23 protein-coding genes are annotated in these 26,239 nt (G+C 72.5%); 10 read left to right on the plus strand and 13 right to left on the minus strand.

The features are described from left to right. Positions 1-169 precede the first annotated feature (169 nt). Complete coding sequence (locus tag AC07DF_RS23415) at positions 170-619, plus strand: response regulator transcription factor (RefSeq protein WP_478974491.1); 450 nt, start codon at positions 170-172, stop codon at positions 617-619. Here AC07DF_RS23415 and AC07DF_RS23420 read toward each other — a convergent pair. The 5 genes from AC07DF_RS23420 to AC07DF_RS23440 form a co-directional block, all read right to left on the minus strand. After that, positions 554-1,522 carry a DMT family transporter gene (locus AC07DF_RS23420; RefSeq protein WP_478974494.1) on the minus strand — a complete coding sequence of 323 codons (969 nt, stop codon included), beginning with the start codon at positions 1,520-1,522 and terminating at the stop codon, positions 554-556. The two genes, AC07DF_RS23415 and AC07DF_RS23420, sit on opposite strands and share 66 nt — an antisense overlap. A gap of 50 nt (positions 1,523-1,572) precedes the next feature. Next, the gene (locus AC07DF_RS23425; protein ID WP_478974497.1) at positions 1,573-2,304 is read right to left on the minus strand and encodes a 2OG-Fe dioxygenase family protein; all 732 of its coding nucleotides are present in this window, start codon (positions 2,302-2,304) and stop codon (positions 1,573-1,575) included. A 61-nt stretch (positions 2,305-2,365) separates the two neighbouring features. Beyond that, positions 2,366-3,475 carry an argininosuccinate synthase-related protein gene (locus AC07DF_RS23430; RefSeq protein WP_478974680.1) on the minus strand — a complete coding sequence of 370 codons (1,110 nt, stop codon included), beginning with the start codon at positions 3,473-3,475 and terminating at the stop codon, positions 2,366-2,368. A 169-nt stretch (positions 3,476-3,644) separates the two neighbouring features. Next, positions 3,645-5,900, minus strand: a complete 2,256-nt coding sequence (locus AC07DF_RS23435) for an MFS transporter (protein WP_478974500.1) — start codon at positions 5,898-5,900, stop codon at positions 3,645-3,647. Positions 5,901-6,095: 195 nt separating this feature from the next. Then, the gene (locus AC07DF_RS23440; protein ID WP_478974502.1) at positions 6,096-8,147 is read right to left on the minus strand and encodes a bifunctional glycosyltransferase 87/phosphatase PAP2 family protein; all 2,052 of its coding nucleotides are present in this window, start codon (positions 8,145-8,147) and stop codon (positions 6,096-6,098) included. 275 nt (positions 8,148-8,422) lie between these two features. Here AC07DF_RS23440 and proP point away from each other — a divergent pair, with 275 nt between their 5' ends. Further along, positions 8,423-9,817 (plus strand): glycine betaine/L-proline transporter ProP, encoded by a 1,395-nt coding sequence (gene proP / locus AC07DF_RS23445; protein WP_478974505.1) that lies wholly within the window; start codon positions 8,423-8,425, stop codon positions 9,815-9,817. A gap of 104 nt (positions 9,818-9,921) precedes the next feature. Then, positions 9,922-10,593 (plus strand): O-methyltransferase, encoded by a 672-nt coding sequence (locus tag AC07DF_RS23450; protein ID WP_478974508.1) that lies wholly within the window; start codon positions 9,922-9,924, stop codon positions 10,591-10,593. 15 nt (positions 10,594-10,608) lie between these two features. Here AC07DF_RS23450 and AC07DF_RS23455 read toward each other — a convergent pair whose 3' ends face one another. After that, positions 10,609-11,001 carry a hypothetical protein gene (locus AC07DF_RS23455; protein ID WP_382492868.1) on the minus strand — a complete coding sequence of 131 codons (393 nt, stop codon included), beginning with the start codon at positions 10,999-11,001 and terminating at the stop codon, positions 10,609-10,611. Positions 11,002-11,115: 114 nt separating this feature from the next. On the opposite strand from AC07DF_RS23455, the gene AC07DF_RS23460 reads away from it, so the two are divergent. Further along, the gene (locus AC07DF_RS23460; RefSeq protein ID WP_478974512.1) at positions 11,116-11,523 is read left to right on the plus strand and encodes a DnaJ family domain-containing protein; all 408 of its coding nucleotides are present in this window, start codon (positions 11,116-11,118) and stop codon (positions 11,521-11,523) included. A gap of 38 nt (positions 11,524-11,561) precedes the next feature. Here AC07DF_RS23460 and AC07DF_RS23465 read toward each other — a convergent pair whose 3' ends face one another. Next, positions 11,562-12,083, minus strand: coding sequence for a hypothetical protein (locus AC07DF_RS23465; protein WP_478974515.1), 522 nt, complete (start codon positions 12,081-12,083; stop codon positions 11,562-11,564). Positions 12,084-12,086: 3 nt separating this feature from the next. Beyond that, positions 12,087-12,794 (minus strand): hypothetical protein, encoded by a 708-nt coding sequence (locus tag AC07DF_RS23470; RefSeq protein ID WP_478974518.1) that lies wholly within the window; start codon positions 12,792-12,794, stop codon positions 12,087-12,089. A gap of 148 nt (positions 12,795-12,942) precedes the next feature. On the opposite strand from AC07DF_RS23470, the gene AC07DF_RS23475 reads away from it, so the two are divergent. Next, positions 12,943-13,434: a GNAT family N-acetyltransferase gene (locus AC07DF_RS23475; protein ID WP_478974521.1), complete on the plus strand. Its 492-nt coding sequence runs from the start codon at positions 12,943-12,945 to the stop codon at positions 13,432-13,434. Positions 13,435-13,442: 8 nt separating this feature from the next. Here the strand turns inward: AC07DF_RS23475 and AC07DF_RS23480 are convergent, their stop codons facing one another. Then, the gene (locus AC07DF_RS23480) at positions 13,443-15,521 is read right to left on the minus strand and encodes an MDR family MFS transporter (protein ID WP_478974524.1); all 2,079 of its coding nucleotides are present in this window, start codon (positions 15,519-15,521) and stop codon (positions 13,443-13,445) included. Between the two features lie 1,149 nt (positions 15,522-16,670). Between AC07DF_RS23480 and AC07DF_RS23485 the strand changes: the two genes are divergently transcribed. Further along, on the plus strand, positions 16,671-17,588 hold the full coding sequence (locus AC07DF_RS23485) for a peptidoglycan-binding domain-containing protein (RefSeq protein WP_478974527.1): 918 nt from the start codon (positions 16,671-16,673) through the stop codon (positions 17,586-17,588). Between the two features lie 27 nt (positions 17,589-17,615). Further along, complete coding sequence (gene cpt / locus AC07DF_RS23490) at positions 17,616-18,149, plus strand: chloramphenicol phosphotransferase CPT (RefSeq protein ID WP_478974530.1); 534 nt, start codon at positions 17,616-17,618, stop codon at positions 18,147-18,149. Positions 18,150-18,172: 23 nt separating this feature from the next. Here the strand turns inward: cpt and AC07DF_RS23495 are convergent, their stop codons facing one another. Continuing rightward, complete coding sequence (locus AC07DF_RS23495; protein WP_478974533.1) at positions 18,173-19,177, minus strand: helix-turn-helix transcriptional regulator; 1,005 nt, start codon at positions 19,175-19,177, stop codon at positions 18,173-18,175. Positions 19,178-19,276: 99 nt separating this feature from the next. Between AC07DF_RS23495 and AC07DF_RS23500 the strand changes: the two genes are divergently transcribed. Next, positions 19,277-20,518, plus strand: a complete 1,242-nt coding sequence (locus AC07DF_RS23500) for an FAD-dependent oxidoreductase (RefSeq protein WP_478974536.1) — start codon at positions 19,277-19,279, stop codon at positions 20,516-20,518. A 7-nt stretch (positions 20,519-20,525) separates the two neighbouring features. Here AC07DF_RS23500 and AC07DF_RS23505 read toward each other — a convergent pair whose 3' ends face one another. From AC07DF_RS23505 to AC07DF_RS23515, 3 genes are all read right to left on the minus strand, one after another. Beyond that, positions 20,526-21,743: a GNAT family N-acetyltransferase gene (locus AC07DF_RS23505; RefSeq protein WP_478974539.1), complete on the minus strand. Its 1,218-nt coding sequence runs from the start codon at positions 21,741-21,743 to the stop codon at positions 20,526-20,528. 132 nt (positions 21,744-21,875) lie between these two features. After that, positions 21,876-22,535 carry an HAD-IA family hydrolase gene (locus tag AC07DF_RS23510; protein ID WP_478974542.1) on the minus strand — a complete coding sequence of 220 codons (660 nt, stop codon included), beginning with the start codon at positions 22,533-22,535 and terminating at the stop codon, positions 21,876-21,878. A 234-nt stretch (positions 22,536-22,769) separates the two neighbouring features. After that, a complete protein-coding gene (locus AC07DF_RS23515; protein WP_478974545.1) occupies positions 22,770-23,351 on the minus strand; it encodes a TMEM165/GDT1 family protein in 582 nt (193 codons plus the stop codon). Positions 23,352-23,738: 387 nt separating this feature from the next. Between AC07DF_RS23515 and AC07DF_RS23520 the strand changes: the two genes are divergently transcribed. Continuing rightward, entirely contained in the window at positions 23,739-24,383 is a 645-nt protein-coding gene (locus tag AC07DF_RS23520; RefSeq protein WP_478974548.1) for an HNH endonuclease family protein, read from the plus strand. 80 nt (positions 24,384-24,463) lie between these two features. Beyond that, entirely contained in the window at positions 24,464-26,101 is a 1,638-nt protein-coding gene (locus tag AC07DF_RS23525; RefSeq protein WP_478974551.1) for an alkaline phosphatase D family protein, read from the plus strand. The last annotated feature ends 138 nt before the right edge of the window (positions 26,102-26,239 follow it).

Here is a 26,239-nt window from a genome sequence, read left to right on the forward strand (position 1 = left end):
GGCAGCCCCGCGGCCTGGTACACCGGCAGGGCCCGGCGGGCCCCCGCCGCGTCGGTGTGGCCGACGACCGCCGCGTAACCGGCAGCGGCGACCGTACGGGCGACGTCCGGCGCCTCGTCGTACACATGCCCGCACGATCCATCTGAGCTCGGCGGCCGCCGCTCCGCACATGACGGCCTATCTGCGGCGGCTGAACGGCGCGGGCGCCCAGGTCCGCACCGCGCACACCCTGCCGCTGCGGCTGATCGTGGTGGACCGCTCGCTGGCGATCGTGCCCGCGTCCCAGACATCGGACGGGGAGATCGCCGCCGTCGTGCTGCGCGGCGAGACGCTGGTCGGGGTGTTCCGGGGGATCTTCGAGCACTGCTGGGCCAGTGCCACCGTGCTGACCGAGTCCGCGACCGACAGCCCCGAGGGCGACTGGCACCCGACCGGCCGCCACCGCGAGCTGGTGCGGATGCTCGGGGGCGGACTCACCGACGAGGCGATGGCCCGCAAGCTCGGGGTCTCCGAGCGCACGGTCCGCCGCCTCGTCTCCGAACTGACCGAACGGCTAGGAACGGCCAGCCGATTCCAGGCCGGTGTCTGCGCCGTCCGGCTCGGCTGGCTCGACGACTGACGTCTGCCGCGGAGCTGCCGCGCTACGGCCCCATGCCGTGCCCGCGAGCACGAGGAGCGCGCCCAGCAACCCCAGCCATCCCGGCCGGTCCCCGGCGAGTGCGATTCCGAAGACGGCGGCCCACACCGGCTCGGTGCCGAGCAGCAGGCTGACCCGGGAGGGCGATGTCCGGCGTACAGCCCACATCTGCACGAAGAACGCGAACAGGGTGCAGAACGCCGACAGGTAGAGCAGTCCGAGCCAGTCGCCGGCGTCGAAGTCCGCCGCGGCCGCCCACGGGGTGCTGCCGGTACCGGGCGCCGCGAACAACAGCGCGAACACCATGACCGCGCTGCCCAGTTGCACCGTCGTCATCGACAGCGCGTCCGCACCCTGCACGGACCGCATGCGCGACATCGCCAGGACGTGCACGGTACGGGCCACGGCCGCGCCCAGCATCAGCAGATCACCGAGGGACGGTGCGCTGAACCCGGCGCCCTGGGTGAGGAGCAGGACACCCAGCACCGAGAGCCCCGCGGCCGCGGCGAACGACCGGGAGGGCCGGGTGCCGGTGAGCCGGCTCTCCGCGAGCGGCGTGAAGATCATGGTGAGGCTGATGATGAGCCCGGCGTTGGTCGCAGAGGTGTGCACGACGCCGTACGTCTCCAGGAGGAAGATCCCGGACAGGATCAGCCCGAGGACGCCGGCGCCCCGTATCTGTGTTCTGTCGAGCGCCCGCAGCTTGCGCCACCCGGTGACGACCAGGACCGGCAGCACCACGGCGAACCGCAGGAGGAGCACGGCCAGGACGGTCTGGGTCGTGGTGATGTCCTTGGCGGCGAGATAGCTGGAGCCCCACACCACCGCGACCAGCAGGACGGGCAGATCGGTCAGCCAGGCGCGGCGGGCCGCGTTGACGGTCATGAGGGGCTCCTAGGGCGGCGGACGATGAGGTGTGGGGCTTCAGCGGCGGCTCAGCGGGCGGTGTAGGCGATCACCAGGACGTCGCGGTGAGCGGCGAGTTCGGGGTCCACCGGCCGCACCGGGGTCACCGAGTGCAGCGTGCGGCGGTCGTCGCCCAGCAGCAGGTCACCGGGCTCGGACAGGGTAACCGTGAGCAGGTGCTCACCCTCGTCGGAGTAGACGCCGCTCTCACCGCCGGTGACGTTGCTGCGGCCGATCAGCAGCGAGGTGATGAAGGTGACGCCGTCCCGGTGCCGCCCCTCGGGCGCCGGCTGGCCCTGCTGGTCCGCGGAGGCGCTGATGCGGTACGGGTGCAGTTTCACGTTCCACGACGCGGTGCCGTCGACGGCGGTGAAGATCCGGCCGAGTTCGACGAGGACGGAACGCAGCAGCGGGTCACCGGTGAAGGACTCGGTCAGCGGGTCGAATACCCGCTCGACGCCGCCGTTGAGCGGATTGATGTCCGACTCCTGACGGTACGGCGCGTGCGGAAGCGGGGTGAGTTCGCCCTCGGCCGGGTCGAGCTCGAACTGTCCGTAGCGACGGAACCGGTATGTGCCTCCGTCGGCCATGTACGTGTCGAGGGTGAGCTCGTCCCAGTGGGCGGCGAAGCGCGCCCAGTCGGCGGTGCCGACACCGGCCAGCGCGGAGAGCTGTGCGGCGGTCATCAGATGACCGCCGGGCCCGGCGAGGGCGTTGACGGCATCGACGGCGGCGGGGTGACGGACGGCGGCAGTGGTCATGGCGTGCTCCATGGGGAGAGGAGAGACGAGGGGAGACGATGAGAGGGGCGGGAGGGAACACTCAGACGGTGGCGAGAACGGTCTCCGCCGCGGGGACGAACGGCGCCGACTCCGCGCTGATCGCCCGCTCCTCCCACTTCTCCCGGTCGCGCAGGTACAGCGGTGATCCGACGGCGATGGAGCGCGTGTCGGCGCCACCGGTGCGCAGTCGCCAGGTCACGGACCCGGTGGTGCGGGCGGCGCAGGCGTCGATGAACACCTGGGCCGCGAGCCGCAGTTCACCGAACCAGCGGCCCTCGAGGGCCTCCCGCGTCCAGACCTGTTCCAGATGCCGCTTCTCGCGGATGAGTTCGGCGTCCAGGCAGGCGCTCTCGATGTGCCGGTAGCCGCTGAGCAGGAGCCAGGCGGCGGGCATCTCACGGATTTCGAGGACCTTCTCGCCGTGATCGAGGTGCTCCAGGCCGGAGTAGCGGCCGAGTCCGTACGCGCCGACCCGCCGGTTGAGCCGCTCGACCAGCCCGGTCAGCGGCAGCGGTTCTCCGTCGAGAGCGACGGGCAGCCCGTGTTCGAAGGTGACGGTCAGGGTGTCGGTGTCGCCGGGGCGGGCGGTCGGCCGGCTCCAGGTGTACATCTCTTCGGGGACCTCGTGGAGTTCGGGGTCGTCGAGGATGCCCGACTCGAACTCGCGGCACCACAGGTTGGAGTCGCCGCTGACGATCCGCCCGGCGAGCAGATCGATGCCGGCGGCGCGCAGTTCGACGAGCTTGTCGTCGCGAGTGACGGGGTCGAGATCGTACGGGCTGCCGAACGCGCCCTCGTAACCGAGCAGCGCCAGCGCCCCGTTGAGACGGCGCAGGGTGTTCTGGGAGCGGTTGGCGGTGTGCAGCACGGCCTGCGCGCCGAGCGCACGGGCCAGTCCGACCGCGCTGTGGGCGATCAGCGGGCGGCTCAGCGTGGAGCTGACGGGGTGGATACCGAGGTAGACGGCCTGAGCGGCGATCGCGGGAGCCACGTACCGGTCGGCGAACTCGGCACGCCGGTCGAGGATGTGGATCGTCGCGCCGAGCGCTTCGGCCACCTGGCGTTTGTGGATGCTGGACTCGTCCTCGCCGATGTCGACGCTCACGGCGTGCACCTCGCGGATGCCCATCCTCCGCAGCCGCAGCAGCAGCTACGAACTGTCGAGTCCGGCCTCTTCAACCTCTGCACTGGTCACAGAGGAGGAGACTTCCGTGCCGGGAAGCACGCGACAACGGATTCCGGCGTCCGTGCCCGGCCATGACCGGACCCGGAAACGCCGCCGCGAGCAACCCAGGATCTGAAGAGTTCCGCAGCCGCCGTCAGCTGTCCTGATGAGCCAGCTGCGGATGGACGTCGTTCGGACTCCGTCCGTCCACCGTGACGGTGGTGGCGACGGGCGCGTACCCGCTGGCGATCAGGGAGTAGTCGCCCGCGTCCAGGTCGGTGAAGGCGTAGGCGCCGTCCGTGCCGGTGATGGCCGTGCCCACGACGTTCCCGGCGGCGTCGACGAGGGTGACCCGTGCGTCGGTCACGGGGGTGCGGCCGTTCCCCGTCCGTACGACGCCCTGCAACCGCGCGCCGGGTTGGAGGAGCACCTCGAGGCCGGTGGCCGGGGCGCCGGGCGTCACGGGGAGTGCGGCCGGGCGGTAGCCGGTGGCGTTCACGGCGATCGTGAGGTCACCGGCGGGCAGCCGGCCGAAGCCGAACGCGCCGGTCACGTCCGTCGTGCCCGTGGCCAGGACGTCGCCGCGGATGTCCGTCACGACGACCATCGCGCCTTCGACCGGCAGCCTGTCGTCGGCCGTGGCCACCGTGCCCGCGAGGGCGCTGCCGCCGGACAGGACCACGTCGTGGGGCAGCGGCTCCTCGCCGAGCACGAGCGTGGTGGCCTGGGGCTGGTGGCCGTCCGCCGCCGCGATCAGGACGTACGAACCGGCTCCGGGGGTGGTCAGCCGGTAGTGGCCGCCGGTGTCGTGTGCCACGGTCCGGCCTACCTGGCGTCCGGCCAGGGAGATCAGGGTGAGTGTGGCTGCCATGGTGTTTCCGGCGCCGTCGCTCACTCGGCCGGTGACAACCGGGCCCATCTCAGGGGCAGGCGAGAGCTCCGGCTTCGGCCTGCGCAGCAGCACCGCTCCCACCACCGCCGCCACCAGCGCCAGTGACGCCGCGACGATCAGGCAGAGCCGGAGGCCGTCGAGGAAGGACTCGGACAGGGCGCCCAGGGCGCGGCCGGTGTCGGCTCCCAGGTCGAGGCGGGACACCGCTCCCAGTCCGGCGGCGTCGACGGCGGCGGTGACCTGATGGGCCGTCGAGCCGTGCACGCCGGCGTCGGCGAGGTGGCCGGGCAGGGCGTCGGTGGCCCTGGTGGTCAGCAGGGTGCCCAGGACGGCGGGGCCGAGGGCGCCGCCGACCTGCCGGAAGGCGTTGTTGCCCGCCGCCGCCATACCGGCCAGGTGATGCGGCACGGACGCCACGGCGGTGGCGGTCATGGGGGTGATGACGAGGCCCATGCCGAGGCCGAGCAGTGCCAGTCGCCAGGCCAGCGGCCCGAACGCGGTGTGCGCGTCGAGGGCGGTGAGGGACAGCAGCGCGGCCGTGGTGGCGAGCAGGCCGGTGGTGATCAGGGCGCGGGCCGGGACGCGCCGCATCAGCGGTCCGACGACGACTCCGAGGAGCAGGCTCACCGCGGTCACCATCAGCATGCGGTAGCCCGCGTCGAGGGTGTCTAGCCGTTGCACCATGCCGAAGTAGAGGCTGAGGACGAAGAAGAAGCCGATCAGGCCCAGGAAGCTGATCATCGCGATGAGCGTGGTCGCGCTGAAGGCGGCGCTGCGGAACAGCGTCAGGTCCAGCATCGGGCTGGGGCTGCGCCGTTCGGCCAGGACGAAGGCGAGAGCGCCGACGGCCGCGAGGGCCAGGGCGACGACGACCCGGGGCTCGGAGAAGGACTGGGCGCCGCCCTCGATGACGCCGTAGACGAGCGCGGTGATGGTGAGTGCGGCGGTGAACTGGCCGGGCCAGTCCAGCTTGCGCGAGCCGGGGGCGCGCGAGTCGGCGACCAGGGGCACGGCGAGTGCCATGGTGAGGAGGGCCACGGGTATGGCGGGCAGGTAGATCCAGTGCCAGGCGGTGTGCTGGAGGATCACGCCCGCCATGAGGGGGCCGACGGCCAGCGCCAGCGACAGGGAGGCGGCCCACAGTCCGACGAACTTGGCGCGTTCGTGCGGGTCGGGCACGGCGTGGCTGATCAGCGCCAGTGTCGTGGGCAGCAGCGCCGCCGCGCCCGTCCCGGCCAGCGCCTGCCCGGCCCACAGCACCTGGACCGACTGCGCGCTCATCGCGACGGCGGCCCCGACGGCCGAGAACAGCAGGCCAGACTGGAAGACCTTCTTGCGGCCGTGCACGTCTCCGACGACCCCGGCCGTCAGGATGAGCGCGGCCATGGGCAGGACGAACGCGTCCGAGACCCAGGACAGTTGGGAGGTCGAGGCGTGCAGGTCCCGCTGGATCGCGGGGAGGCTGACGGAGACGGTGGTGACCGGCAGGTAGGCGACGAACACCCCGATGCAGGCCATCAGGAGTGTGGCTTTCGGACTCCGCCGAGGTCCGTCAGCCGTCGTTGCCACGTTCACAGAACCCTCCAGGTCGATGTTCGGGTGGACAGCGAGGCACACCTTTCAGCCACTCACGGCCGAGAGCCAGCCAGGGCCCGCCCGGCTGCGGAAAACCGACACGCGGAGGGCGCTTTCGACGGTTTTCCGACACCGAGGTCAGCCGACAGAACTGGTCGAGCGGCCGGTGCTCGGATCCGCCGACCGGGACGCCCGGCGCGCGGCGGCGGTGGCCGCCCGGGGCCCGGACAGCAGGTACGTCAGCGCGAAGCCCGCTCCGACCACCACCGCTCCCCCGGCGGCGTCCAGCACCCAGTGGTTGGCCGTCACGACGATGGAGGAGCCGGTGAGCAGCGGGTGCACGAGCCCCAGCACCTTGATCCACCACCGGCGTGCCAGCACGGCGATCACCACCCCGCACCACAGCGACCAGCCGAAGTGCAGGGACGGCATGGCCGCGTACTGGTTGGTGATGTCGGTGAGCGTGCCGTAGTCGGGCTGGGTGAAGTCCTGGACGCCGTGGACGGTGTCGATGAAGCCGAGCGTCGGCATCAGGCGCGGCGGGGCGAGCGGGTAGAGCCAGAAGCCGGCCAGGGCGAGCAGGGTGGCGAAGCCGATGGCGGAGCGGGCCCAGCGGTACTCGGCGGGGCGGCGCCAGTACAGGACGGCGAGGACGGCCAGCGGGACGACGAAGTGGAACGACTCGTAGTAGAAGTCGGAGAAGTCCCGCAGCCAGTCGGTCCGCACCACGGCGTGGTTGGCCCAGTGCTCGATGTCGATGCGCAGGGCGCGTTCCAGGCCGAGGATCTGCCAGGCGTGCTCCTCGGCCTCGGCCCGGCCGGCCGAGATGCTGCCACCGGTGGCGGCGAGCCGGACCTGGGAGTAGGCGGCGTAGGCGACGCGGAGGAGGAGAAGCTCCAGGAGGAGGTTCGGCCGGCTGAGGGCCCGGCGCAGGAAGGGCGGCGGTACGTGCCGGAAGCGGGCCGGGACGGCGGGCGCGTACTCGGTCGGTGTCGGCGACTGGTAGTACGGCGAGGCGCGGGACAGGAACGGGACGGCCACGGCGGCGGCCAGGGCGGCCAGCAGGACGAGGTCGGCGCGCAGCGGGTCCAGTGCCGCCATCTCCGGAAGCAGCAGCCTGGTCGGCAGGGTCATGACCAGGACGACGGCGACGGGCCACACGTACCGGTCACGGGCGCGTCTGCCGGCCCGGCCGACGACCGCGAGCAGCACCCACAGCAGCTGGTGCTGCCAGGCCGTGGGCGAGACGGCGATGGCGGCGCAGCCGGTGATCGCGACGGCGAGGAGCAGCTGGCCGTCGGCGAAGTACCGCACGGCGCGGCGCAGGGCCAGGACGGCGACGGCCGCGCCGAGGGTCAGGAAGAGCGCGACCTCCAGGGGGCCGGTGAGGCCGAGTCGTAGCAGGGCGCCGTGCAGGGACTGGTTGCCGAGGTCGTCGGCCCGGCCGCCGAGGCCGGCGCCGGCCAGGTGGTGGACCCAGTAGACGGAGGAGTCGTGCGGCATCGCCGCCCAGGCGAGCGCGGTGCAGGCGGCGAAGGTGACGCCGCCGGAGAGCGCGGCGCGTCTGCGGCCGGTGCACCACAGCAGGGGTGTGAAGAGCAGCAGGGTGGGCTGGAGCGCCGCCGCGACCCCGATGAGCAGTCCGCTGGTCCGCTGGCCGTGGGCGACGAAGCAGCCGAGCAGGACGAGCAGGACCGGGATGATGCTGGTCTGGCCGAGCCACAGGGTGTTGCGGACCGGCAGGGACAGCATGAGCAGGCCGATGGCGACGGGGGCGGCCAGCAGCGCCGTGCGGCGGCCGATGGGTGGGGGCAGGGCGCGGGCGGCGATCAGGCCGAGGGCGGCGACCAGCAGCAGGGTGCCGAAGGTCCAGCCCCAGCCGAGGGCCTGTTCGGCCGAACGGGTGAGGGGCTTGAGGACGAGCCCGTTGAAGGGGGTGCCGGTGAAGCGGGTCGAGTCGTAGAGCGAGCCGTTCACGTGCAGGACGCCGTTCGGCCCGACCCAGGTCTCCAGGTCTGTCAGCCGCTCCCCGCGCGGGGTGCCGAGGACGACGGCAATCTGCCGTGCGGCGAGGACGGCGACGATCAGCCACAGGCCGAGGCAGGCCATGCGCAGGCGTGCGTGAGGTCTGCCGACGGCCGTCGCTCCGAAGGCTTCCGTCGGTCGTCCGCCGCGCTCCGCATTCGTCACGCCTCGTCGGCCTTCTGCCCTGTATGACCCTTACGCCCCCTTCATCCGGTTGACGATAGTGCGCGCGACGCGCGGTTGCCTCTCGTGAACGCGAGAAGGATCACACCAAGATCACGTGGGGACCGCTCCCAAGCGGGCATGCGTGCCTGCGCAGCCGGTGTTTAGATGCACCCTGCAACGAAAGGCATACCGCCCGTGAGCGGGCATTCTCCGCCTATCGTCGCTTTTTCGGCCCGTTCGACAGCGCCGCCGCGCGGACCGCGCCCCTGTCCCCGATGAAAGGTAGGCGAGCGAGACTTGTGACTGCCTCGGCCATTGCTCCCACGTCCGCGCTCAAGAGCCGCACGGCGAAGGCCCACGACACCACCGTCACCGACCCCGCGCTGGTCAAGCGCGCCGTGAAGGCGGCCGCCCTGGGCAACGCGATGGAATGGTTCGACTTCGGCGTCTACAGCTACATCGCGGTCACCCTGGGCAAGGTCTTCTTCCCGTCGGGCAACCCCACCGCACAGCTGCTCTCCACATTCGGCGCCTTCGCCGCGGCCTTCCTGGTCCGACCCCTCGGCGGCATGGTCTTCGGCCCGCTCGGCGACCGCGTCGGCCGCCAGAAGGTCCTCGCGCTCACCATGATCATGATGGCCGCGGGCACCTTCGCGATCGGTCTGATCCCGTCGTACGCGACGATCGGTGTCGGCGCGCCGATCCTGCTCCTCGTGGCCCGTCTCGTGCAGGGCTTCTCCACCGGCGGCGAGTACGCCGGCGCCTCCACCTTCATCGCCGAGTACGCCCCCGACAAGCGGCGCGGCTTCCTCGGCAGCTGGCTGGAGTTCGGCACGCTGGCCGGCTACATCGGCGGCGCGGGCCTGGTCACCTTGATGACCGCCCTGCTCTCCGCCGACGACCTGACCTCCTGGGGCTGGCGCCTCCCGTTCCTGATCGCGGGACCGATGGGCATCATCGGCCTCTACCTGCGGATGCGCCTAGAGGAGACCCCGGCGTTCGCCGCCGAGGCCGAGAAGGCCGAGCACAACCGGCCCAAGGTGCCGCTGCGCGAGATGATCACCGGCCAGTGGCGCGCACTGCTGCTCTGCGTCGGCCTGGTGCTGGTCTTCAACGTCACCGACTACATGCTGCTGTCGTACATGCCGACCTACCTGACCGGTCAGCTCCACTACGACGAGACGCACGGCCTGCTCGTCGTCCTCGGTGTGATGGCGCTGATGATGATCGCCCAGCCGTTCGTCGGCGCGCTGACCGACCGCGTCGGACGCCGCCCGGTGATCGCCACCGGCTGCGCCGGCTTCCTGCTGCTGTCCGTCCCGGCCCTGCTGCTGATCCGCCAGGGCAGCCTGCTCGCGGTCGGGCTCGGCATGGGCGCGCTGGGCATGCTGCTGGTGTGCTTCACGGCGGCGATGCCGTCGGCGCTCCCGGCGCTGTTCCCGACCCGGGTCCGCTACGGCTCGCTCTCCATCGGCTTCAACGTCTCCGTGTCCCTGTTCGGCGGCACGACCCCGCTGGTGGTCACGGCCCTGATCGGCGCGACCGGGAACATGATGATGCCCGCGTACTACATGATGGCCGCGGCCGTGATCGGCGGTTTCGCCGTATGGCGCATGGCGGAGTCGGCGGGGCGCCCGCTGCCCGGCTCGGCACCGTCCGTGACGGGCTGAGACACGCCGGGTGAAACCCCCCTGGCAGCGGACCGCCGCACCAACTATCTTCGAGAACGCCAGTAGTTAGGGCAGCTAACTATGCGTACGAAAGGTAGAGGTGCATGAGCGAGTCGCACGTCTGGGACGAGGTCGACGCCTACTTCACCGCCCACCTCGCACCGGACGACGAAGACCTGGCGGCGGCGCTGCGCGACAGCGACGCCGCCGGGCTTCCGCACATCAACGTCGCGGGGAACCAGGGCAAGCTCCTCCAGCTCCTCGCCCAGATCCAGGGCGCCCGCCACATCCTGGAGATCGGCACGCTCGGCGGCTACAGCACCATCTGGCTGGCCCGCGCCCTGCCCGCCGACGGGCGGCTGGTCTCCCTGGAGTACGACCCCGTGCACGCCGAGGTCGCCGTCCGCAACATCGCCCGGGCCGGTCTGGACAAGCTGGTCGAGGTGCGGGTCGGCCCGGCCCTGGAGTCGCTGCCCCAGCTGGCCGACGAGAACCCGCCCCCGTTCGACCTGGTCTTCATCGACGCCGACAAGGCCAACAACCCGCACTACGTCGAGTGGGCCGTGAAGCTCACCAGCACGGGCAGCCTGATCGTCCTCGACAACGTCGTCCGCGGCGGCCGCGTGACCGACGCCGCGAGCACCGCCCCGGACGTGGTGGGCACCCGCGCCGCGATCGAACTGATCGGCAGCCATCCGAGGCTGAGCGGGACGGCGATCCAGACGGTCGGCACGAAGGGCTACGACGGGTTCGCGGTGGCGCGGGTGCTCGCCTGAGCTCGGCGGTGGTGGTCAGACCTCGTGATAGAAGCCCACGTTGACGCTGCGCGGGGCGGTGCGGTCCTGGATGATGATCTCGCCGCTGCCGCCCCGGGGAAGCGGGACGGTGCCGCCGTAGGCGAGGGGCTGGGCGTACTCCCCGACCGTGAGCCGGACTTCGGAGGACGGGTCGGGCTGGGAGCCGCGCAGCCAGGTGAGCTGCCAGGTCCCGTCGGGGCCGCACAGGAACTCCAGATGGACCCGGGAGACGAACAGCCAGTCGTCCGGCGTCGAGAGCCGGCACACCGACTTGTCGCGGCCCACCCGCAGCACGGCACCCGGCTCGCTGGGCGCGTCGGCCATGAGCATGCCGGCCGTGGCACCCTCCTCCGCCGGGGACACGGCGGCCATGGTGAGTTCGAGCACGTGCGCTCCTCCTGAGACGTCCTGGTGGGCCTGCCCGGGCCTGTGTGTCGGACAGGCCCTGAGACCGCCGCATGATAGAACGCCCGACTGCGCGCTGTCCGGCACAATGGCCTCGTGACCGAGCGAAAGCCACCCGGCGTCGACTTCGAGTCCTGGGTCGACAAACAGATCCGCGACGCGGAGACCCGCGGCGAGTTCGAACGGTTGCCGGGGGCGGGCAAGCCGCTGCCGGCCGATGTGGACTCCACCTACGACGAACTGTGGTGGGTCAAGCGGAAGATGGCCCGCGAGGGCTTCTCCGTCCTGCCGCCGGCCCTGGCACTGCGCAAGGAGGCCGAGGACGCGCTGCTCGCGGCCCTCGCGGCGCCCTCGGAGCGGATCGCGCGGAAGATCATCACGGAGGTCAACGAGAAGATCCGCGAGATGATGTTCAGGCCGCCGCCCGGCCCCCCGCTGGGCAAGAAGCCGTACGACGTCGAGGACGTCGTACGGCAGTGGCGGGAGCGCCGGGCGGACCGGTGAACGCGGGTCGGTGAACGGCGATCGGTGAACGGGGTCGCTCACGCGTGCAGGAGCCGCTCCGCCAGCTCGCGGTAGTCCTTCAGGGCCAGCCGGAGCTGCTCGGTGTCGGCGCTCGACACCGGCTTGCCCTCCCCGCTCTCGACGGACTGCCAGGAATGACGCAGGGTGCGGCGACGCTGCGCCACGGCCTCGGTGAACCGGGCCGCGATCTCCTCCAGCACGTGGTCGGCCTCCTCGACGGAGGCCCGGGGACCGTCGACGAACCCGGCGACGGCGTGCTGCAACCGCAGGCCGAGCTTGTCCGACTCGTCGTGGGGGAAGAGGTGGGCGTGCGTGCCCTCCCGGGGGGTGCCGGGGGTGCTGGTGTCCTTGGGGACGATGAGTTCGTTGGTGGCGCCGGTGCCGGTCGTGCGCTCGGCGCCGGTGCCGGTCGTGCGCTCGGCGCCGGTGCCGGTCGTGCGCTCGGCGCCGGTGCCGTGGCCGGTGCCCAGGGCGCTCTCGCCTCGGGCGTCGGGGGCGGCGGCGGTGTTCTCGCCGGGCGGTCGGGTCACGTCGGACATTCCTCAACTCTCCTTCGCCTGGCGTCGGTTGAGCGCCCACGGCATGTGCCCGCCGCGGGTGTTCGCGGCCTTGCGGCCGCCGTTCAGTCCGGCACGGCGGTGTCCGTCCTCGTGACGGCCGCCCTCGTGCCGTCCGGCGCCGCCGTCGTGGCGGGCCGGCCGTATCAGTTCCTCGAACAGGGCGCGGGCCGCCACCATGGCCTCCCGCATGTCTTCCGTACCGGTGCCGCCGTCGCGGGCGTCCTCCGCGCGCAGATGTGCCGCACGGTGCACGCGCCGGTAGCCGTCGACGTGATGGGCGTGGTGCACGGACAGCGCGGCGAGCTGTTCCTCGTACTGGCCGCCGTCCGGGAAGCCCCGGGCGCCGGCGAGTTCGGCGAGCAGCCGGTCCGCCTCGGCGACCGCTTCCCGCGGCGAGTCGACGAACCGCTCCTGGGCGGCCGTCCAGCGCGCCTCGTACCGCTCGCGCTGCGCCGGGTCCAACGACCGCTCGCGCAGGTCGCCGTGGCGGTGCACCCGCTCGGTGAGTTCGCGCTCGGCGGCCTTGGCGTCGCCGTCGTGGCGGGCGACGGCCCGCTCGTACTCGGGTCCGAAGCGCCGCTTCAGGCTCGGGCCGCGACGAGGCCCGCGAGCGCGCAGGGTCATGGCGGCCGCGATGATGACGACGACCGCCGCGATCACGATCAGAGCAATGATCAGGCCAGTGGACATGGATGCCTTCCGGGTTCTCGGCCCAACCGGCCCTCCTCACGGACCGGTTCGCCGCACCGGGTAGCCCGGAAACCCGCCCCCAAACGGCACACGAGGGTCACACAAATCCGGTTGCGGGCACGGTAGGGCACTGGCCGAGAATGCGCGCATGACCTGGACCGTGGCCCCGGAGCCGTACGACTCCCCCGTCGCCGCCGCTCTGTGGCGGGATTACTACACCGAGGTCAGCGACCGTTGGTACCTGCTGCACGAGGGCCGCCGGACCGACCCGGACGAGCTGGAGCGGGAGATCGCCGCCCAGCCGGGTGGCGACCTCGCGCCGCCGCGCGGGCGGTTGCTGGTCGCCCGGTACGGCGGTGAGCCGGCCGGCACCGCGGGCGTACGGCTGTACGACGGCACGACCGCCGAGCTCAAGCGGGTCTTCCTGCGCCCGCCGATGCGCGGCAGGGGCGGCGCCACGCTCCTGGTCCGGGCGGCCGAGGACGCCGCCCGGGCGCTCGGCACCGCACGGATGATCCTCGACACCCGCGGCGACCTCGTCGAGGCCCGCGCCCTCTACTCGCGGCTCGGCTACACGGAGACCGAGCCGTACAACGACGACCCGTACGCCGAGCACTGGTTCGCCAAGTCCCTCGTCTGAAACGACGTTCAGCCCAGCCGCGCCGCCCGCCGCTCCTCAAAGGGCCCGTCCCCGTACGGCCGCTCGCGCCGCGACCCGCACAGTTCGCCGTTCAGCTCCCGCACGAGCTGGACCAGATCGGCCGGCCGGCCGGGGCCCCACCAGTCGCCGAGCAGCTCGGCGAGGGAGTCCTCGCGGGCCTGGGCCAGCCGCTCGGCGACCTCACGCCCCTGGTCGGTCAGGACCAGGCCGAGGCCCTCGCGCACGGCGAGCCGCCGCTCCTCGACCTGCCGGGCGGCCTCGATGATCACGGTCAGCGGCACGGGCATGCTGTCGGCCAGCACGGCCGGCTCCACCTCGCCGTATCTCCGGATCCGCAGCAGCAGCCAGCTCGCCGCGGGCAGCAGGTCGTAGCCCGCCCGGTCGGTGATCTTCCGGTAGACCTCGCGCCGCCCCGCGCGGGTGCCGAGCACCGACAGCGCCCGGCACACCTCGTCGTACGAGGTCCGCTGGACGGGGTTGCTGGCCAGGGTCTCCGTGACGTCGGGCGCGGTGACCGAGCCGCGCAGCCGGTCCTCCTTCAGGAACCAGGCCAGCACGAAGCCGAGGAGCGCGACCGGGGCGGCGTAGAGGAAGACGTCCGTGATGGAGACGGCGTAGGCGTGCAGGGCCGGTGGGCGCAGGCCGGGCGGCAGGGCGGCGATACCGCGCGGGTCGGCCTCCAGCGCGTCCACGGAGACGCCGGGCGGCAGCTGTGCGCCCCGGAAGGCGTCCGTGAGCTGGTCGCCGAGCCGGCCCGCGAAGATCGTGCCGAAGACGGCGACGCCGAACGAGGCGCCGATCGAGCGGAAGAAGGTCGCGCCGGAGGTGGCGACGCCCAGGTCCTCGTACGGGACCGCGTTCTGCACGACGAGGACGAGGACCTGCATCACCAGGCCGAGACCCAGCCCGAACACGAGGAAGAAGCCGCTCAGCTGGACGGTGGAGCTGTTCTCGTCGAGCTGGTGCAGCAGGAGCAGCCCGAGCGTGGTGACCCCGGTGCCCGCGATCGGGAACACCTTCCAGCGCCCGGTACGGCTGACGATCTGCCCGGAGGCCGTCGAGGCCAGCAGCAGGCCCAGCACCATCGGGAGCATGTGCACTCCGGACATGGTCGGGCTGACGCCCTGCACCACCTGAAGGAAGGTCGGCAGGTAGGTCATCGCGCCGAACATGGCGAAGCCCACGACGAAACTGATCACGGCGGCGAGCGTGAAGGTGCGGACGCGGAACAGCTTCAGCGGCAGTACGGGTTCGGCGGCACGCCGCTCGACGGCCACGAAGGCGACCGCGAGGACGACGCCGAGGACGGCGAGCCCGATGATCTGCGCGGACCCCCATCCCCAGGTGGCCCCGCCGAGGGAGGCGACCAGCACCAGGCAGGTGGCGACGGCCGCGATGAGGAAGGTGCCGAGGTAGTCGATGACATGCCGTTGCGACCGGCGCGGGAGGTGCAGGACGGTCGCGATCACGGCGAGCGCGACGACGCCGACGGGCAGATTGACGTAGAACACCCAACGCCAGCTCAGATGCTGTGTGAACAGCCCGCCGAGCAGCGGCCCCAGCACGCTGGTCGCGCCGAACACGGCCCCGAACAGCCCTTGGTAGCGCCCGCGTTCCCTGGGCGGGACGAGGTCCCCGACGACGGCCATCGACAGCACGATCAGCCCGCCCCCGCCCAGCCCTTGGAGGGCCCGGAAGGCGATGAGCTGGGTCATGTCCTGTGCGGCCCCGCAGAGCGCGGAGCCGACGAGGAAGATCACGATGGCCGTCTGGAACAGCCTCTTGCGGCCGTACTGGTCTCCGAGCTTGCCCCACAGGGGCGTCGCGGCGGTGGCGGCCAGCAGGTAGGCGGTGACGACCCAGGACAGATGGTCCATGCCGCCGAGGTCGCTGACGATGGTGGGCAGCGCGGTCGACACGATGGTCTGGTCCAGTGCGGCGAGCAGCATGCCGAGGAGCAGGGCGCCGATGGAGACCAGCACATTCCCGGGAACCTGCTCCGGGGCGAGGGTTTCCGCAGGTGACGGTGCGGGTGACGGTGTCGTGTCGTGCGCATCCCCTGCCATGAGACCTCCCGAGGGTCCTGTGACATTTTCCATCGTGACCGGTGTGACGGGGTATGGCCTGCCGAGTCCTTTTGGAAGCGTTCATTCCGGGGGCTCCTCGACCGCACTGTGGAGAAGATCTGGATAATCTCTGGAGTTCGCGAGGGGAGGGAGGAACGCGTGGAACCGCCTAACGGCCACCCGTGCCCGGAGTGCGGCGCGCCCAGACAGCGGGACAAGTCCCCTTCCTGCGCCTGCGCCCACCGGGCCGCCGAGGCCCTGCGCGACACCCGCACCGCCCAGGCGGCGGCAGCGGAGGACTTCGACCCGCTGCGGATCCGCCCGTACGTCGAACTCGACGACGGCGCGGGACCTTCGCGGGCCGAGCAGGACACACCCGGGCCGAAGAATCAGCAGCCTGAAGACGCCCCGCAGGGTCCCCTGACGGGCCCTGCGGAGGATTCGCGCCTGGGGGTTCCGGGCACGGGCGTTCCGGGGGCGGGGGCTTCGCGCCCGGGGGTTCCCGGCGCGGGGGCTTCGCGCCCGGAGGTTCCCGGCGCCGGGGCTTCGCGCCCGGAGGTTCCCGGCGCCGGGGCTTCGCGCCCGGGGGTTCCGGACACCGGCACTTCGCGCACCGCGGGAGCGGCGCAGCCGCCCTGGCCGGACACCCCACCCACGCAGGCCCCGCACCCCGGAGACGCCGCGCAGGCGCCCGACGGAGCCGAGCGGCACGCCCGGACCGAGCCAGCGCAAGCCCCGCACACCGCAGGAGCCGCGCAACCGCCCCCGCCGACCACCCCGACCGTCCGCCCACTCGCCCAGGCCCCACACACCGAAGGCCCCGCGCAGGCGCCCGACGGAGCCGAGCGACACGCCCGGACGGAGCCAGCGCAAGCCCCGCACACCGCAGGAGCCGCGCAACCGCCCCCGCCGACCACCCCGACCGTCCGCCCACTCGCCCAGGCCCCACACACCGGAGACCCGGCGCCGGCGCCTGGCGACGCGCCGCGACAGCGGCTCACGGACCCTGCGGGAGCTTCACAGCCGCCCTCCCCCGCGCAGGCGCCCGACAGCGCCTCGCGGCAGCCGCTCACGGACCCTGTGGGAGCCACGGGACCGGTCTCGCGCCCCGGGAGCGTCGCGCCGCCGCCCTCTCCCGCCGACACGACCATGCCCCTGCGCCCGGTGGAGGCGGACGCGACCACCGTGCTGCCGGTCACCCCGGCCTCGGACGCGACCACCGTGCTGCCGGTCACCCCGGCCCCGGATCAGGACGCGACCACCGTGCTGCCCGCCGCCTCGGCCGTCTCCGCCTCGGACGCCACCTCCGTGCTGCCGACACCCCTGGCCCCCGACGGGACCGAGCCGAGTGTCAGCGATCTGCGGATGTTCGACGGTGCCAGGACGGCGGCCCTGGTGCCGGGCAGGCCCGAGCCGGCCGAGGCTGAGGCCGAGGCCGGCGGAAGGTCCCGCCGGCGGCGGCGTACGGCCCTCCTCGCCGCGGCCGGGGCCTGTGTCGCCGTCGTGACGGCGGCGGGGTACGCGAGCGGACTGTTCTTCTACGAGGGGCCCTCCCGGAACACCGCGCTGCCGGACGACATCCGGGCGAGCGTGCCGGACGCCCCGTCGAGCAGCGCGGCGTCCTCGTCGCCGGAGCAGAGCGCCCCGGCCACGCCGTCGACCCCCGCGGCACCGCCGCCGGCCCCGTCCCGCACCAGCAGCCCGTCGCCGTCCCCGTCACCGTCCGCGTCGAGCGCCTCGCCGAGCCCTTCGCGGACGGCCTCCCCCTCGGCGCCCGAGACGTCCGCGACGGCGACCAGCCCCGGGAAGACGCCGCCGGGCAACTCCCGGCAGAACGGCGACCCCGCCGTCCTGCGCCTCGGCGACCGCGGCCCGGAGGTCACCGAACTCCAGTCGCGTCTGCGCCAGTTGTTCCTCTACGACGACGACACCGACGGCACCTTCGACGACCGGCTGCAGGAGGCGGTCCGCAACTACCAGTGGTCCCGCGGCGTCCAGAGCGACAACCTCGGCGTCTACGACCGGGAGACCCGGGCGAAGCTGGAGTCGGAAACCCGGGAGCCCTAACCCGCCCCCGCACCGTACGGTGACGCCGTGACTGCTCAGGTGATCGTTCTCAACGGCGGTTCCAGCTCCGGCAAGTCCGGACTCGTACGGTGCCTGCAAGAGGTACTGCCGGACCCCTGGCCCGCCTTCGGCGTCGACTCGTTCGTCGAGGCGCTGCCCGCGAGGATGAAGGGCTCGGACGGCGGGATCACCTTCGCGCCCGACGGCGGCGTGAACGTGGGCGCGGACTTCCGGGCCCTGGACGCCGCCTGGACCGAGGGCATCGCCGCCATGGCCCGCGCCGGCGCCAAGGTCATCATCGACGACGTCTTCCTCGGCGGCGCGGCCTCCCAGCAGCGCTGGCGGAAGGCCCTGGCCGGACTCACCGTGCTCTGGGTCGGCGTCAGATGTGACAGCGCGGTCGCCGCGGCCCGTGAGATCGCCCGGGGAGACCGGGTCCGGGGCATGGCCGCGGCACAGGCACAACTGGTGCACGAGGGCGTGAGCTACGACCTGGAGGTCGACACGACACACACCGAGTCCCTGGAGTGCGCCCGCACCATCGCCGCCCGCATCGGCTGACCTGCCGGCCCCCGGGGCGTCACCTACGCCCTTCCTTCGGTGTCCGCGACGACGGCCAGCCGGTCGGCGATCCGGCGGCACGCGTGGGCGAGTTCGGGCGGGTGGAGCTCGGTGAGTTCGGTGTCGAAGGTGGCGAGGATCCCGGCGACCCCGGCCCAGGACCAGGCGCCGAGGGTGAGGCGGCAGTGCTCGGTGTCGAGGTGCTCGACGACCGAACCGCCCGGTGCCCAGCGGGCGACGACACCGGCCGGCAAGTTGAGCCGGGCCTTGCCGGTGCACGGCCAGGCGGCGGGGGTGTCGCCGCGATCGTGACTGCTCATGACGAAGTGGGCGAGGTCGTCGCAGGGGAGTTCACGCGGACCGAAGCGGTGTGTGGTGGGGCGGGGGCGGAGCCGGTCGACACGGTGCACTCGCCACTGGTGGTCTTCGAGGTCGTAGGCGACCAGGTACCACCGACCGGCCCAGACGACCAGATGGTGGGGCTCGATGCGGCGGGAGGGCAGGAAGTCGTCGTCACCGGTTCCGGGGCGTGAGCCGTCGGCGCGCAGCGTTTCTGTGACGAGTACCTGGCGGTGGCGCGTCGCGGCCCCCACGGCGGTGAGCGCGGCCGGGTCGATGGGGGCTCCAGAAAACTCCCAGTAGTTCCGCAGCCTGGTCAGCCGCAGGGACTTCATCGATTCCCGCAGCGCTGCGGGCATGGCCTGTTCCAGGGTGACCAGCGCCCGCGCCGCGTCGTCCCTCAGGCCGAACACCGTGCTGGGCGCGGCCTGCAGGGCCACGGCGACCGCGAGCGCCTGATCGTGGTCGAACACCAGCGGCGGGAGGGTGTGTCCGGCGCCGAGCCGGTAGCCGCCATCGGGTCCGTGGACGGTGGTGATCGGGTATCCGAGCAGGCGCAGGGTCTCGATGTCACGGCGGACGGTGCGCTCACTGACCTCGAGTCCGGCGGCGAGTTCGCGCAGTGGCCACAGCCGGCCCGATCCGAACAGGGACAGCAGCCGCAAGGCCCGTTCCGAGGTGCTCGCCATCGTCCCATCATGCCCCGGTAGTGGCCACTCGGTGTCCAGTACCGGTGTCACTGTGGAATGCCCGTGCGGGCAATAAGTGGCAGACAGGGACGGATCGGTATGCGTGTTGTCGTGGTCGGTGGCGGGATCGGTGGACTCGCGTTGGGGGCGGGGTTACGCCGCAGGGGGTTCGAGGTGGCGGTGTTCGACCGTGACACCGACGTGGCGGCGACGGGCGGTTACCACATCACCCTGGACGAGCGGGCCCAGTCGGCGCTGCGGAAGCTGGTGGCGCCGGAGACCATGCGGCGGCTGCTGGCGTCGGGTTCGGCGCTGCGGCTGCGCGACCGCGACGCGTTCTGGGACCGTCGCGGCCGGCTGCTCGGCCACGGCCCGGATCTCAGCGGCGATGCCGGCATCGACGTCGACCGGATCACCCTGCGCATGCTGCTGGCCGAGGAGGTCGGCGGCGACCTGTATCTGGGGCGGACGGTGTCCGGCGTCGACCGGGGCGAGGACGGCGCACCCCGGGTGCTGTTCCCCGACGCCGCCCCTGTCCCGGCGGATCTGGTGGTGGGCGCGGACGGCACCCACTCCCTGGTCGCGCAGCACCTGGCGGGAGGACGGACCAACAGCCCGGCGGGCATCATCGGGTTCTCCGGCCGTACCCTCCGCGCCGATCTGAGCCCCGGTGAGCGGCGACGGCTCGGACCACGGTCGGCGCTGGCGATCGGCCCCCGGGGTGCGGCGCTGTACGTCGGCTTCCTCGACCCGGTCGGCAACGCCGCGCTCGACGCCCCCGAGCTGCGGATGTCCGTCACCACCGGTCCCACCTACATCTGGGGCGCCATGTTCCCCGAGTCGCCCGCCACCGACTCCCTGCGCGCGGTGCGCGGCGGCGAGTTGCGGGCCGCGCTGTCGAGACGGTTCCGTGAGCAGGGCTGGGCCGGGCACACGCTTGAGGTCATCGCCCGCGCCGACCCGCACAGCGTGGCGGCGTACCGCTTCAACGCCGCCTCGACCCGCGCCGCCGAGCTCGCGCCCTGGCCCGCGGGCCGTATCACCGCGCTCGGCGACGCCGTCCACGCCACTCCGCCCACCGCCGGAATGGGCGCCGGCGCGGCGATCCGCGACGCCGCCGCCCTGCTTGAGCACCTGGGCGACGTCAAGGACGGCGGTACGACGACGGCCGAGGCCGTGCACGACTTCGAGGCGGGCATGCGCCGGCGCGGCAGCGAGGCCCTCGGCCTCGCCATGAGAACGGTCCGCTTGATCCTGGCCACCGACACCACGCTCGGCGCCGCCGCTACCGCCGCGACCACCCCGATCCTGGCCGCTGCCGCCCGGCTGCGTCATCGATGACCAGGTGTCAGAACCAGTGCAGGCAGTGCGGGGAGCGCTCGGGGCGGAAGAGGGCGTCGGCGAGGCCGGCCGCGCCCGGGTGGTGGGCCCGGATGTGTCCGGCACGTATGAGCGTGCTCGGGGCGGTGCCGCCGAGGTAGATCGAGCCCAGGTCGCGCACGTCCAGGGACAGGTCGGGCTCCCGGTCCGTCGGGACGCAGTCGGCCTTGCCGTCCCGGACGGTCAGCAGCCAGCGGCCGTGTTCGCCGAGGAACGGGTCGTCGACGTCGAGGACGAGTTCGCCGTCCGAGGACCAGCCGCGCGCGGTCAGCGCACGCGGGACGTCCAGCAGCCGCACCCAGAGCCAGTCCATGACGCCGCTCACCTCGCCGGCGCGGATGTCCGCGAGCTGCCAGCGCAGCGGGTGGTCGGGCGGGACGTGCTTGAACACGACCTGAGAGACCAGGTCGTGTCCGAGCACGAACCGGGCCAGGGCCGCGAAGACGGTGTCGTCGGTGGCGATGGTCTCGTCGACCGTCAGGGTGCCGGACTCGAGCGAGTAGCCGGCGTACCCGTCCGGTGCGCCGTCGGCGTCCCGGTGGACGGCGATGTAGCGCGGCGCCGGCGATATCGGGGGCTGTCCGGCGCGCAAGGCCCACCAGCGGTGCGGCCGGGACAGCGCGCCGGGCTGGGCGCGGCGGTACCGGTCGTAGACCTCTTCCAGGAGCTCGCCGCATTCGGCCCGGCGCAGCACCTCGACCGAGCCGGCCGTCCGGGCGTCGGCCGCTCCGCCCGCCCGGGGGAGGGCGGGGGCGGCCCGGTGGCGAGGCACCTTCAGCTCCGCCGTGTGGGTCGCCGGTCCGTAGCCGAACCTGCCGTAGATCGAGGCCTCGGAGGCCAGCAGCACGGAAAGGCACTCCCCGCCGGCCCGTAGTCCGGCGAGCTGATGCCGCATCATCGCGGTGAGCACGCCCTGGCGCCGGTGCGAGGGCAGGACGCCGACGGCGGTCACCCCGGAGACCGGGACGAGGGTCTCACCGGGCAGGGTGAGCTCGAAGGGGTACGTGGCGGCGGTGCCGACGGGCCGCCCGTCCGCCGTCAGGGCGAGCAGGCAGCGGTCCGTTTCGAGCGCCGACCACCAGAGCCCGCCGCCCTCGACCGGGGTTTCCGGGAAGAGGCCGAACGCGGCGTGCAGGGTGTCGACGAAGACGTCGAGATCCTTGTCGGTCGTAGGACGGATCTCCATCGCTGCCGCTGCCTCCTCGCGATACCGGCACCACGGCTCGTGGCGCCTGGCCACAGTGCAGCGTCGCGCCGCGACAAGGGCAAGCGAATTACGGCCGCAGCGCCCACGTCGCCCGGCGGGGGCAGGGCGCGCCTATCCGACGTACAGACGGATCGTCCCGTCCCCGGCCGCCTCCACGCGCACCCGTGTGAGGTCCACCACCACCACGTCCGGCTCGTGGACCGCGGCCCGGGGGCCGACGCCCACCACGGTCATCCCGGCCGCGCGCCCGGCGGCGATCCCGGCTCCGGAGTCCTCGAACACCACACAGTCCGCGGGCGCCACGCCCAGTTCGGCGGCGCCCTTCAGGAAGCCCTCGGGGTCGGGCTTGCTCGCTCCGACGGACTCCGCCGTCACCCGCACCTCGGGCTGCTCGAGACCGGCCGCGGCCATCCGCGCCGTCGAGAGCGGCACATCGGCGGAGGTCACGAGTGCGTGCGGCAGCCCGCGCAGCGAGGCGAGGAACTCCGGCGCCCCGGGGATCGCGACGACACCGTCGGTGTCCGCCGTCTCGTCGGCGAGCATCCGGGCGTTGTCGGCGTAGTTCTGCTCCATCGGCCGGCCGGGCAGCAGCAGCGCCATCGACGCGTAGCCCTGGCGCCCGTGGACGACCTTCATGACCTCGTCCCCGTCGAGCCCGTGCCCCTCGGCCCAGCGCCGCCAGACGCGTTCGACCGCGGCATCGGAGTTGACGAGGGTGCCGTCCATGTCCAGCAGGAGGGCGCGGGCGGTGAGCACGGCGGTGGCCGTCATCGGCTGCTCCAAGGCTCAGGGCGCGGTTCCAGCGCCGGAAGGGGGCGGACGGCGGGTTCACCTCGCACCCCGGAGGGACAAGGCGGCCCCGCCCGCCGGTCAGGGAAAACGGGCGAGGGCCACTTTGTTCCCCCACGGTACAAAACAATCCCCGCATCGCGCCAGACCCCCCGGCAGACGTTCACCGGCCGTTCAGCTCACGCCGGCTCGAGCACTTCCTCGCCGGGCCCCGGCTCATCCGGCCACGGCCTCCCACAGGCTCCACACCCCGAGCGCCAGCATCACCAGCGCCGCGATCTGCGTGATCAGCCGCAGCGGCACCTTCTTCATCAGCGCCTTGCCGCCGACGATGCCGATCCCGGCCACCGCCCACAGCGCGAGCACCGCGCCCAGGCCGACGGAGAGCGGATCGTCGTAGCGGGCGGCCAGGTTCGCCGTCATGATCTGGGTGAGATCGCCGAACTCGGCGACCAGGATGAGCATGAAGCCCGCACCCGAGACCTTCCAGAAGGACTGGTTCTCCGGCTTGCGCACCTCTTCCTCGTCCTCGCCCTTCTTGAGCAGCAGCACCGCCGCCCCGCCCAGGAAGAGGACACCCGTCAGCGCCTGCACGATCTGCTGCGGCAGCAGCGTCAGCACACTGCCGGCCGCGACGGCGAGCACGACGTGCAGCGCGAAGGCGGCGGCGACACCGGCGAAGACGTAGGAGGCGCGGTAGCGGGTGCCGAGGACGAGACCGGCGAGGGCGGTCTTGTCCGGCAGTTCGGCGAGGAAGACGACGCCGAAGACGACGGCCGTCACGGTCAGGCTGATCAAGGGTTCCTCAATCGGTCGGGGCTGCCCCACCGAGAGTGCTGAACCTTCACGCGACACACCTCGGCACGGCAGCACACACGGCACCCGTGCCGAAGGGCACGGGCGTGCACTGCTTGCCGAAGGTCTCGCTGGCGGGTCCGTGAAGAACCGCCTCCGGGCGCCGGCTCAGGCGAGCTGAGCAGTATGTCGACGGTCCGGCGAAGAGCTACTCCCCTTCTGCGCCGTCCATGGTACGCGACGCCCCTGGAGTGAAAAGTTCCGCCTTGAAGCTTGTCATGTCATGAACTCGTCACTACCTTCTCACCGCACGCACATCTCCCCGCAACACGGCGCGGCGAGCATTCTCGCGCTCGCTGCCCAACGCCCCCACCCCACAAGGGAGTTCGTATGCCGAAGTTCTACGCGCGTCGACGGCTCAGCATACTCGCGGGCCTCACCGGCCTCATAGCCTCGGCCGGACTGATCAACGGTCCGGCCGCCTCCGCCGCCCTCCCCACCCCCGTGAGCGCCTCCACCGCGCGCACCTACCTGGCCTCGCTCACCGTGGCAACCGAGGACCGCACCGGCTACGACCGCGACCTCTTCCCGCACTGGATCACCCAGTCCGGCTCCTGCAACACCCGTGAGGTCGTCCTCAAGCGCGACGGCACCAACGTCCAGCAGGACTCCTCCTGCGCCGCCACCAGCGGCAGCTGGTACTCCGTCTACGACGGCGCGACCTGGTCCGCCGCCTCCGACGTCGACATCGACCACCTGGTCCCGCTGGCCGAGGCCTGGGACTCCGGCGCCGACTCCTGGACGACGTCCCGCCGCCAGTCCTTCGCCAACGACCTGACCCGCCCGCAGCTCATCGCGGTCACCGACAACGTCAACCAGGCCAAGGGCGACCAGGACCCGGCCACCTGGATGCCCTCCCGGACCGCGTACCGCTGCACCTACGTCCGCGCCTGGGTCCAGGTGAAGTACTACTACGACCTCTCGGTCGACTCCGCCGAGAAGTCCGCGCTGACGAACTATCTCGCGAGCTGCTGACCCCAGGTATTTTCCGGCCGGGATCTCCCCGCTGACCTCAGTCGTTCCGTACCGTACGGGGCGACGGAGAGGGGACCACCATGGCCGGACTGCGCCTCGGACCACTGCTGAGGTACACGGACGGCTCGTCCGCGACCGTATGGGTCGAGACGAGCCGTCCGTGCTCCACCGAGGTGCGCTGCGCCGACGGCGCCGGAGGCACGGCCCACACCTTCCAGATCGCGGGCCACCACTACGCGCTGATCCCGGTGACCGGCCTCACCGCCGGTACGACCACGACGTACGAGGTCCTCCTCGACGGCACCCGTGTGTGGCCTCTGCCCGGATCCCCCTTCCCGCCCTCGGCGATCCACGCGCCGGGCCCGGAGGGCGGTCTCCGGGTCGCCTTCGGCTCCTGCCGCTGGGCCTCCCCTCCGGCCGGTGGCGACGACCCCGTCGGCCCGGACGCCCTGGACGCGCTCGCCACCCGCCTCGCGGCCGACCCGGAGGGCGAGCGGCCCGACGTGCTGCTGCTGCTCGGCGACCAGGTGTACGCCGACGAGACCTCCGACGGCACCCAGCGCTGGCTGGCGGCCCGCCGCGACCTGAACGACCCGCCGGGCGACGGGGTCGCCGACTACGAGGAATACACACACCTCTACTACGAGTCGTGGCTCGACCCGCGCATCCGCTGGCTGCTGTCCACCGTGCCCAGTTTCATGATCTTCGACGATCACGACGTCATCGACGACTGGAACACCTCCGCCGCCTGGCTCACCGACATGCGGGCCACCGACTGGTGGCAGGAGCGGCTGCTGAGCGGCCTGATGTCGTACTGGGTCCACCAGCACCTGGGCAACCTCTCCCTGGAGGAGCTGGCGGCCGACCCGGTGTACGAGGCCGTCCGCGAGGTCCCCGACGGCACCGACGCGCTGCGCGCCTTCGCCGCCCGGGCCGACGCGGACGCGACCACGGCCCGCTGGAGCTACCGGCGGGACTTCGGGCGCGTACGCCTGCTGATGGTGGACAGCCGGGCGGCCCGCGTCCTCGCCGAGGACAGCCGCGCGATGCTCGACCCGGGCGAGGAGGCCTGGCTGCGCGAACAGGTACGGGACACGCCCGGGGCCTACGACCACCTCCTCATCGGCACCTCGCTGCCCTGGCTGCTGCCGCATCTGGTGCATGACGCCGAGGGCTGGAACGCGGCACTGTGCCGGGGTGAACGGGGCGAGCGCTGGGCGCGGTTCGGCGAGAAGGTGCGGCGGGCCGCCGACCTGGAGCACTGGTCGGCGTTCCCCGAGTCCTTCGCCGGGCTGGCCGAGCTGATCGCCGAGGCCGGCTCGGGGCGGGACGCGCCGGCGACGGTGTGCGTGCTCTCCGGGGATGTGCACCACGCCTACATCGCCGAGCCCTCGTGGCCCGGCACGGGGCCCGACGCCCGGGTGGTGCAGCTCGTCTGCTCCCCCGTCCACAACTCCGTCCCGCTGTCGATCCGGATGGGCTTCCGTATCGGCTGGACGGCGGTGGCGCGCACCCTCGGACGCGGTCTGGCCCGGCACGGCCGGCTGCCCCGTCCGCCGGTCACCTGGCGCAAGACGGGCGGCCCCTGGTTCGGCAACCAGCTGATGACCCTGACCCTGCGCGGCCGTTCGGCCCGGCTGCGGCTGGAGCAGGCCAAGGCGCGTCAGGGGGCGGGCCCCCGGCTGACGACGCTGCGGGATTCCGAACTTGCCCCATGACACACCCGTTCCACCCCTTTACGACGGGCGTGTACCGCGATGTCAGTGACGCATGCCACAGCTGACGTCAATCCTTTCCCACGAGCCTCGGTCAACGCTCCCGGCGACGGCATGATGAGGCGGACCGTCCGCTTCCCG

The sequence above is a fragment of the Streptomyces sp. NPDC044719 genome (genome assembly GCF_056433405.1).

What these genes read in the sequence shown, in the direction of transcription:
- AC07DF_RS23465 (WP_478974515.1), bottom strand. Translation starts at nt 12,083, where the DNA reads ATGTCCGACGTGACCCGACCGCCCGGCGAGAACACCGCCGCCGCCCCC.
- AC07DF_RS23500 (WP_478974536.1), top strand. Translation starts at nt 19,277, where the DNA reads ATGCGTGTTGTCGTGGTCGGTGGCGGGATCGGTGGACTCGCGTTGGGG.
- AC07DF_RS23475 (WP_478974521.1), top strand. Translation starts at nt 12,943, where the DNA reads ATGACCTGGACCGTGGCCCCGGAGCCGTACGACTCCCCCGTCGCCGCC.
- AC07DF_RS23435 (WP_478974500.1), bottom strand. Translation starts at nt 5,900, where the DNA reads ATGGCCTGCATCGGGGTGTTCGTCGCCTACCTGCCGGTCACCACCGTC.
- proP (WP_478974505.1), top strand. Translation starts at nt 8,423, where the DNA reads ATGAAAGGTAGGCGAGCGAGACTTGTGACTGCCTCGGCCATTGCTCCC.
- AC07DF_RS23525 (WP_478974551.1), top strand. Translation starts at nt 24,464, where the DNA reads ATGGCCGGACTGCGCCTCGGACCACTGCTGAGGTACACGGACGGCTCG.
- AC07DF_RS23470 (WP_478974518.1), bottom strand. Translation starts at nt 12,794, where the DNA reads ATGTCCACTGGCCTGATCATTGCTCTGATCGTGATCGCGGCGGTCGTC.
- AC07DF_RS23520 (WP_478974548.1), top strand. Translation starts at nt 23,739, where the DNA reads ATGCCGAAGTTCTACGCGCGTCGACGGCTCAGCATACTCGCGGGCCTC.
- AC07DF_RS23480 (WP_478974524.1), bottom strand. Translation starts at nt 15,521, where the DNA reads ATGGCAGGGGATGCGCACGACACGACACCGTCACCCGCACCGTCACCT.
- AC07DF_RS23420 (WP_478974494.1), bottom strand. Translation starts at nt 1,522, where the DNA reads ATGACCGTCAACGCGGCCCGCCGCGCCTGGCTGACCGATCTGCCCGTC.
- AC07DF_RS23510 (WP_478974542.1), bottom strand. Translation starts at nt 22,535, where the DNA reads ATGACGGCCACCGCCGTGCTCACCGCCCGCGCCCTCCTGCTGGACATG.
- AC07DF_RS23495 (WP_478974533.1), bottom strand. Translation starts at nt 19,177, where the DNA reads ATGGCGAGCACCTCGGAACGGGCCTTGCGGCTGCTGTCCCTGTTCGGA.
- AC07DF_RS23485 (WP_478974527.1), top strand. Translation starts at nt 16,671, where the DNA reads ATGCCCCTGCGCCCGGTGGAGGCGGACGCGACCACCGTGCTGCCGGTC.
- AC07DF_RS23450 (WP_478974508.1), top strand. Translation starts at nt 9,922, where the DNA reads ATGAGCGAGTCGCACGTCTGGGACGAGGTCGACGCCTACTTCACCGCC.
- AC07DF_RS23505 (WP_478974539.1), bottom strand. Translation starts at nt 21,743, where the DNA reads ATGGAGATCCGTCCTACGACCGACAAGGATCTCGACGTCTTCGTCGAC.
- AC07DF_RS23425 (WP_478974497.1), bottom strand. Translation starts at nt 2,304, where the DNA reads ATGACCACTGCCGCCGTCCGTCACCCCGCCGCCGTCGATGCCGTCAAC.
- AC07DF_RS23415 (WP_478974491.1), top strand. Translation starts at nt 170, where the DNA reads ATGACGGCCTATCTGCGGCGGCTGAACGGCGCGGGCGCCCAGGTCCGC.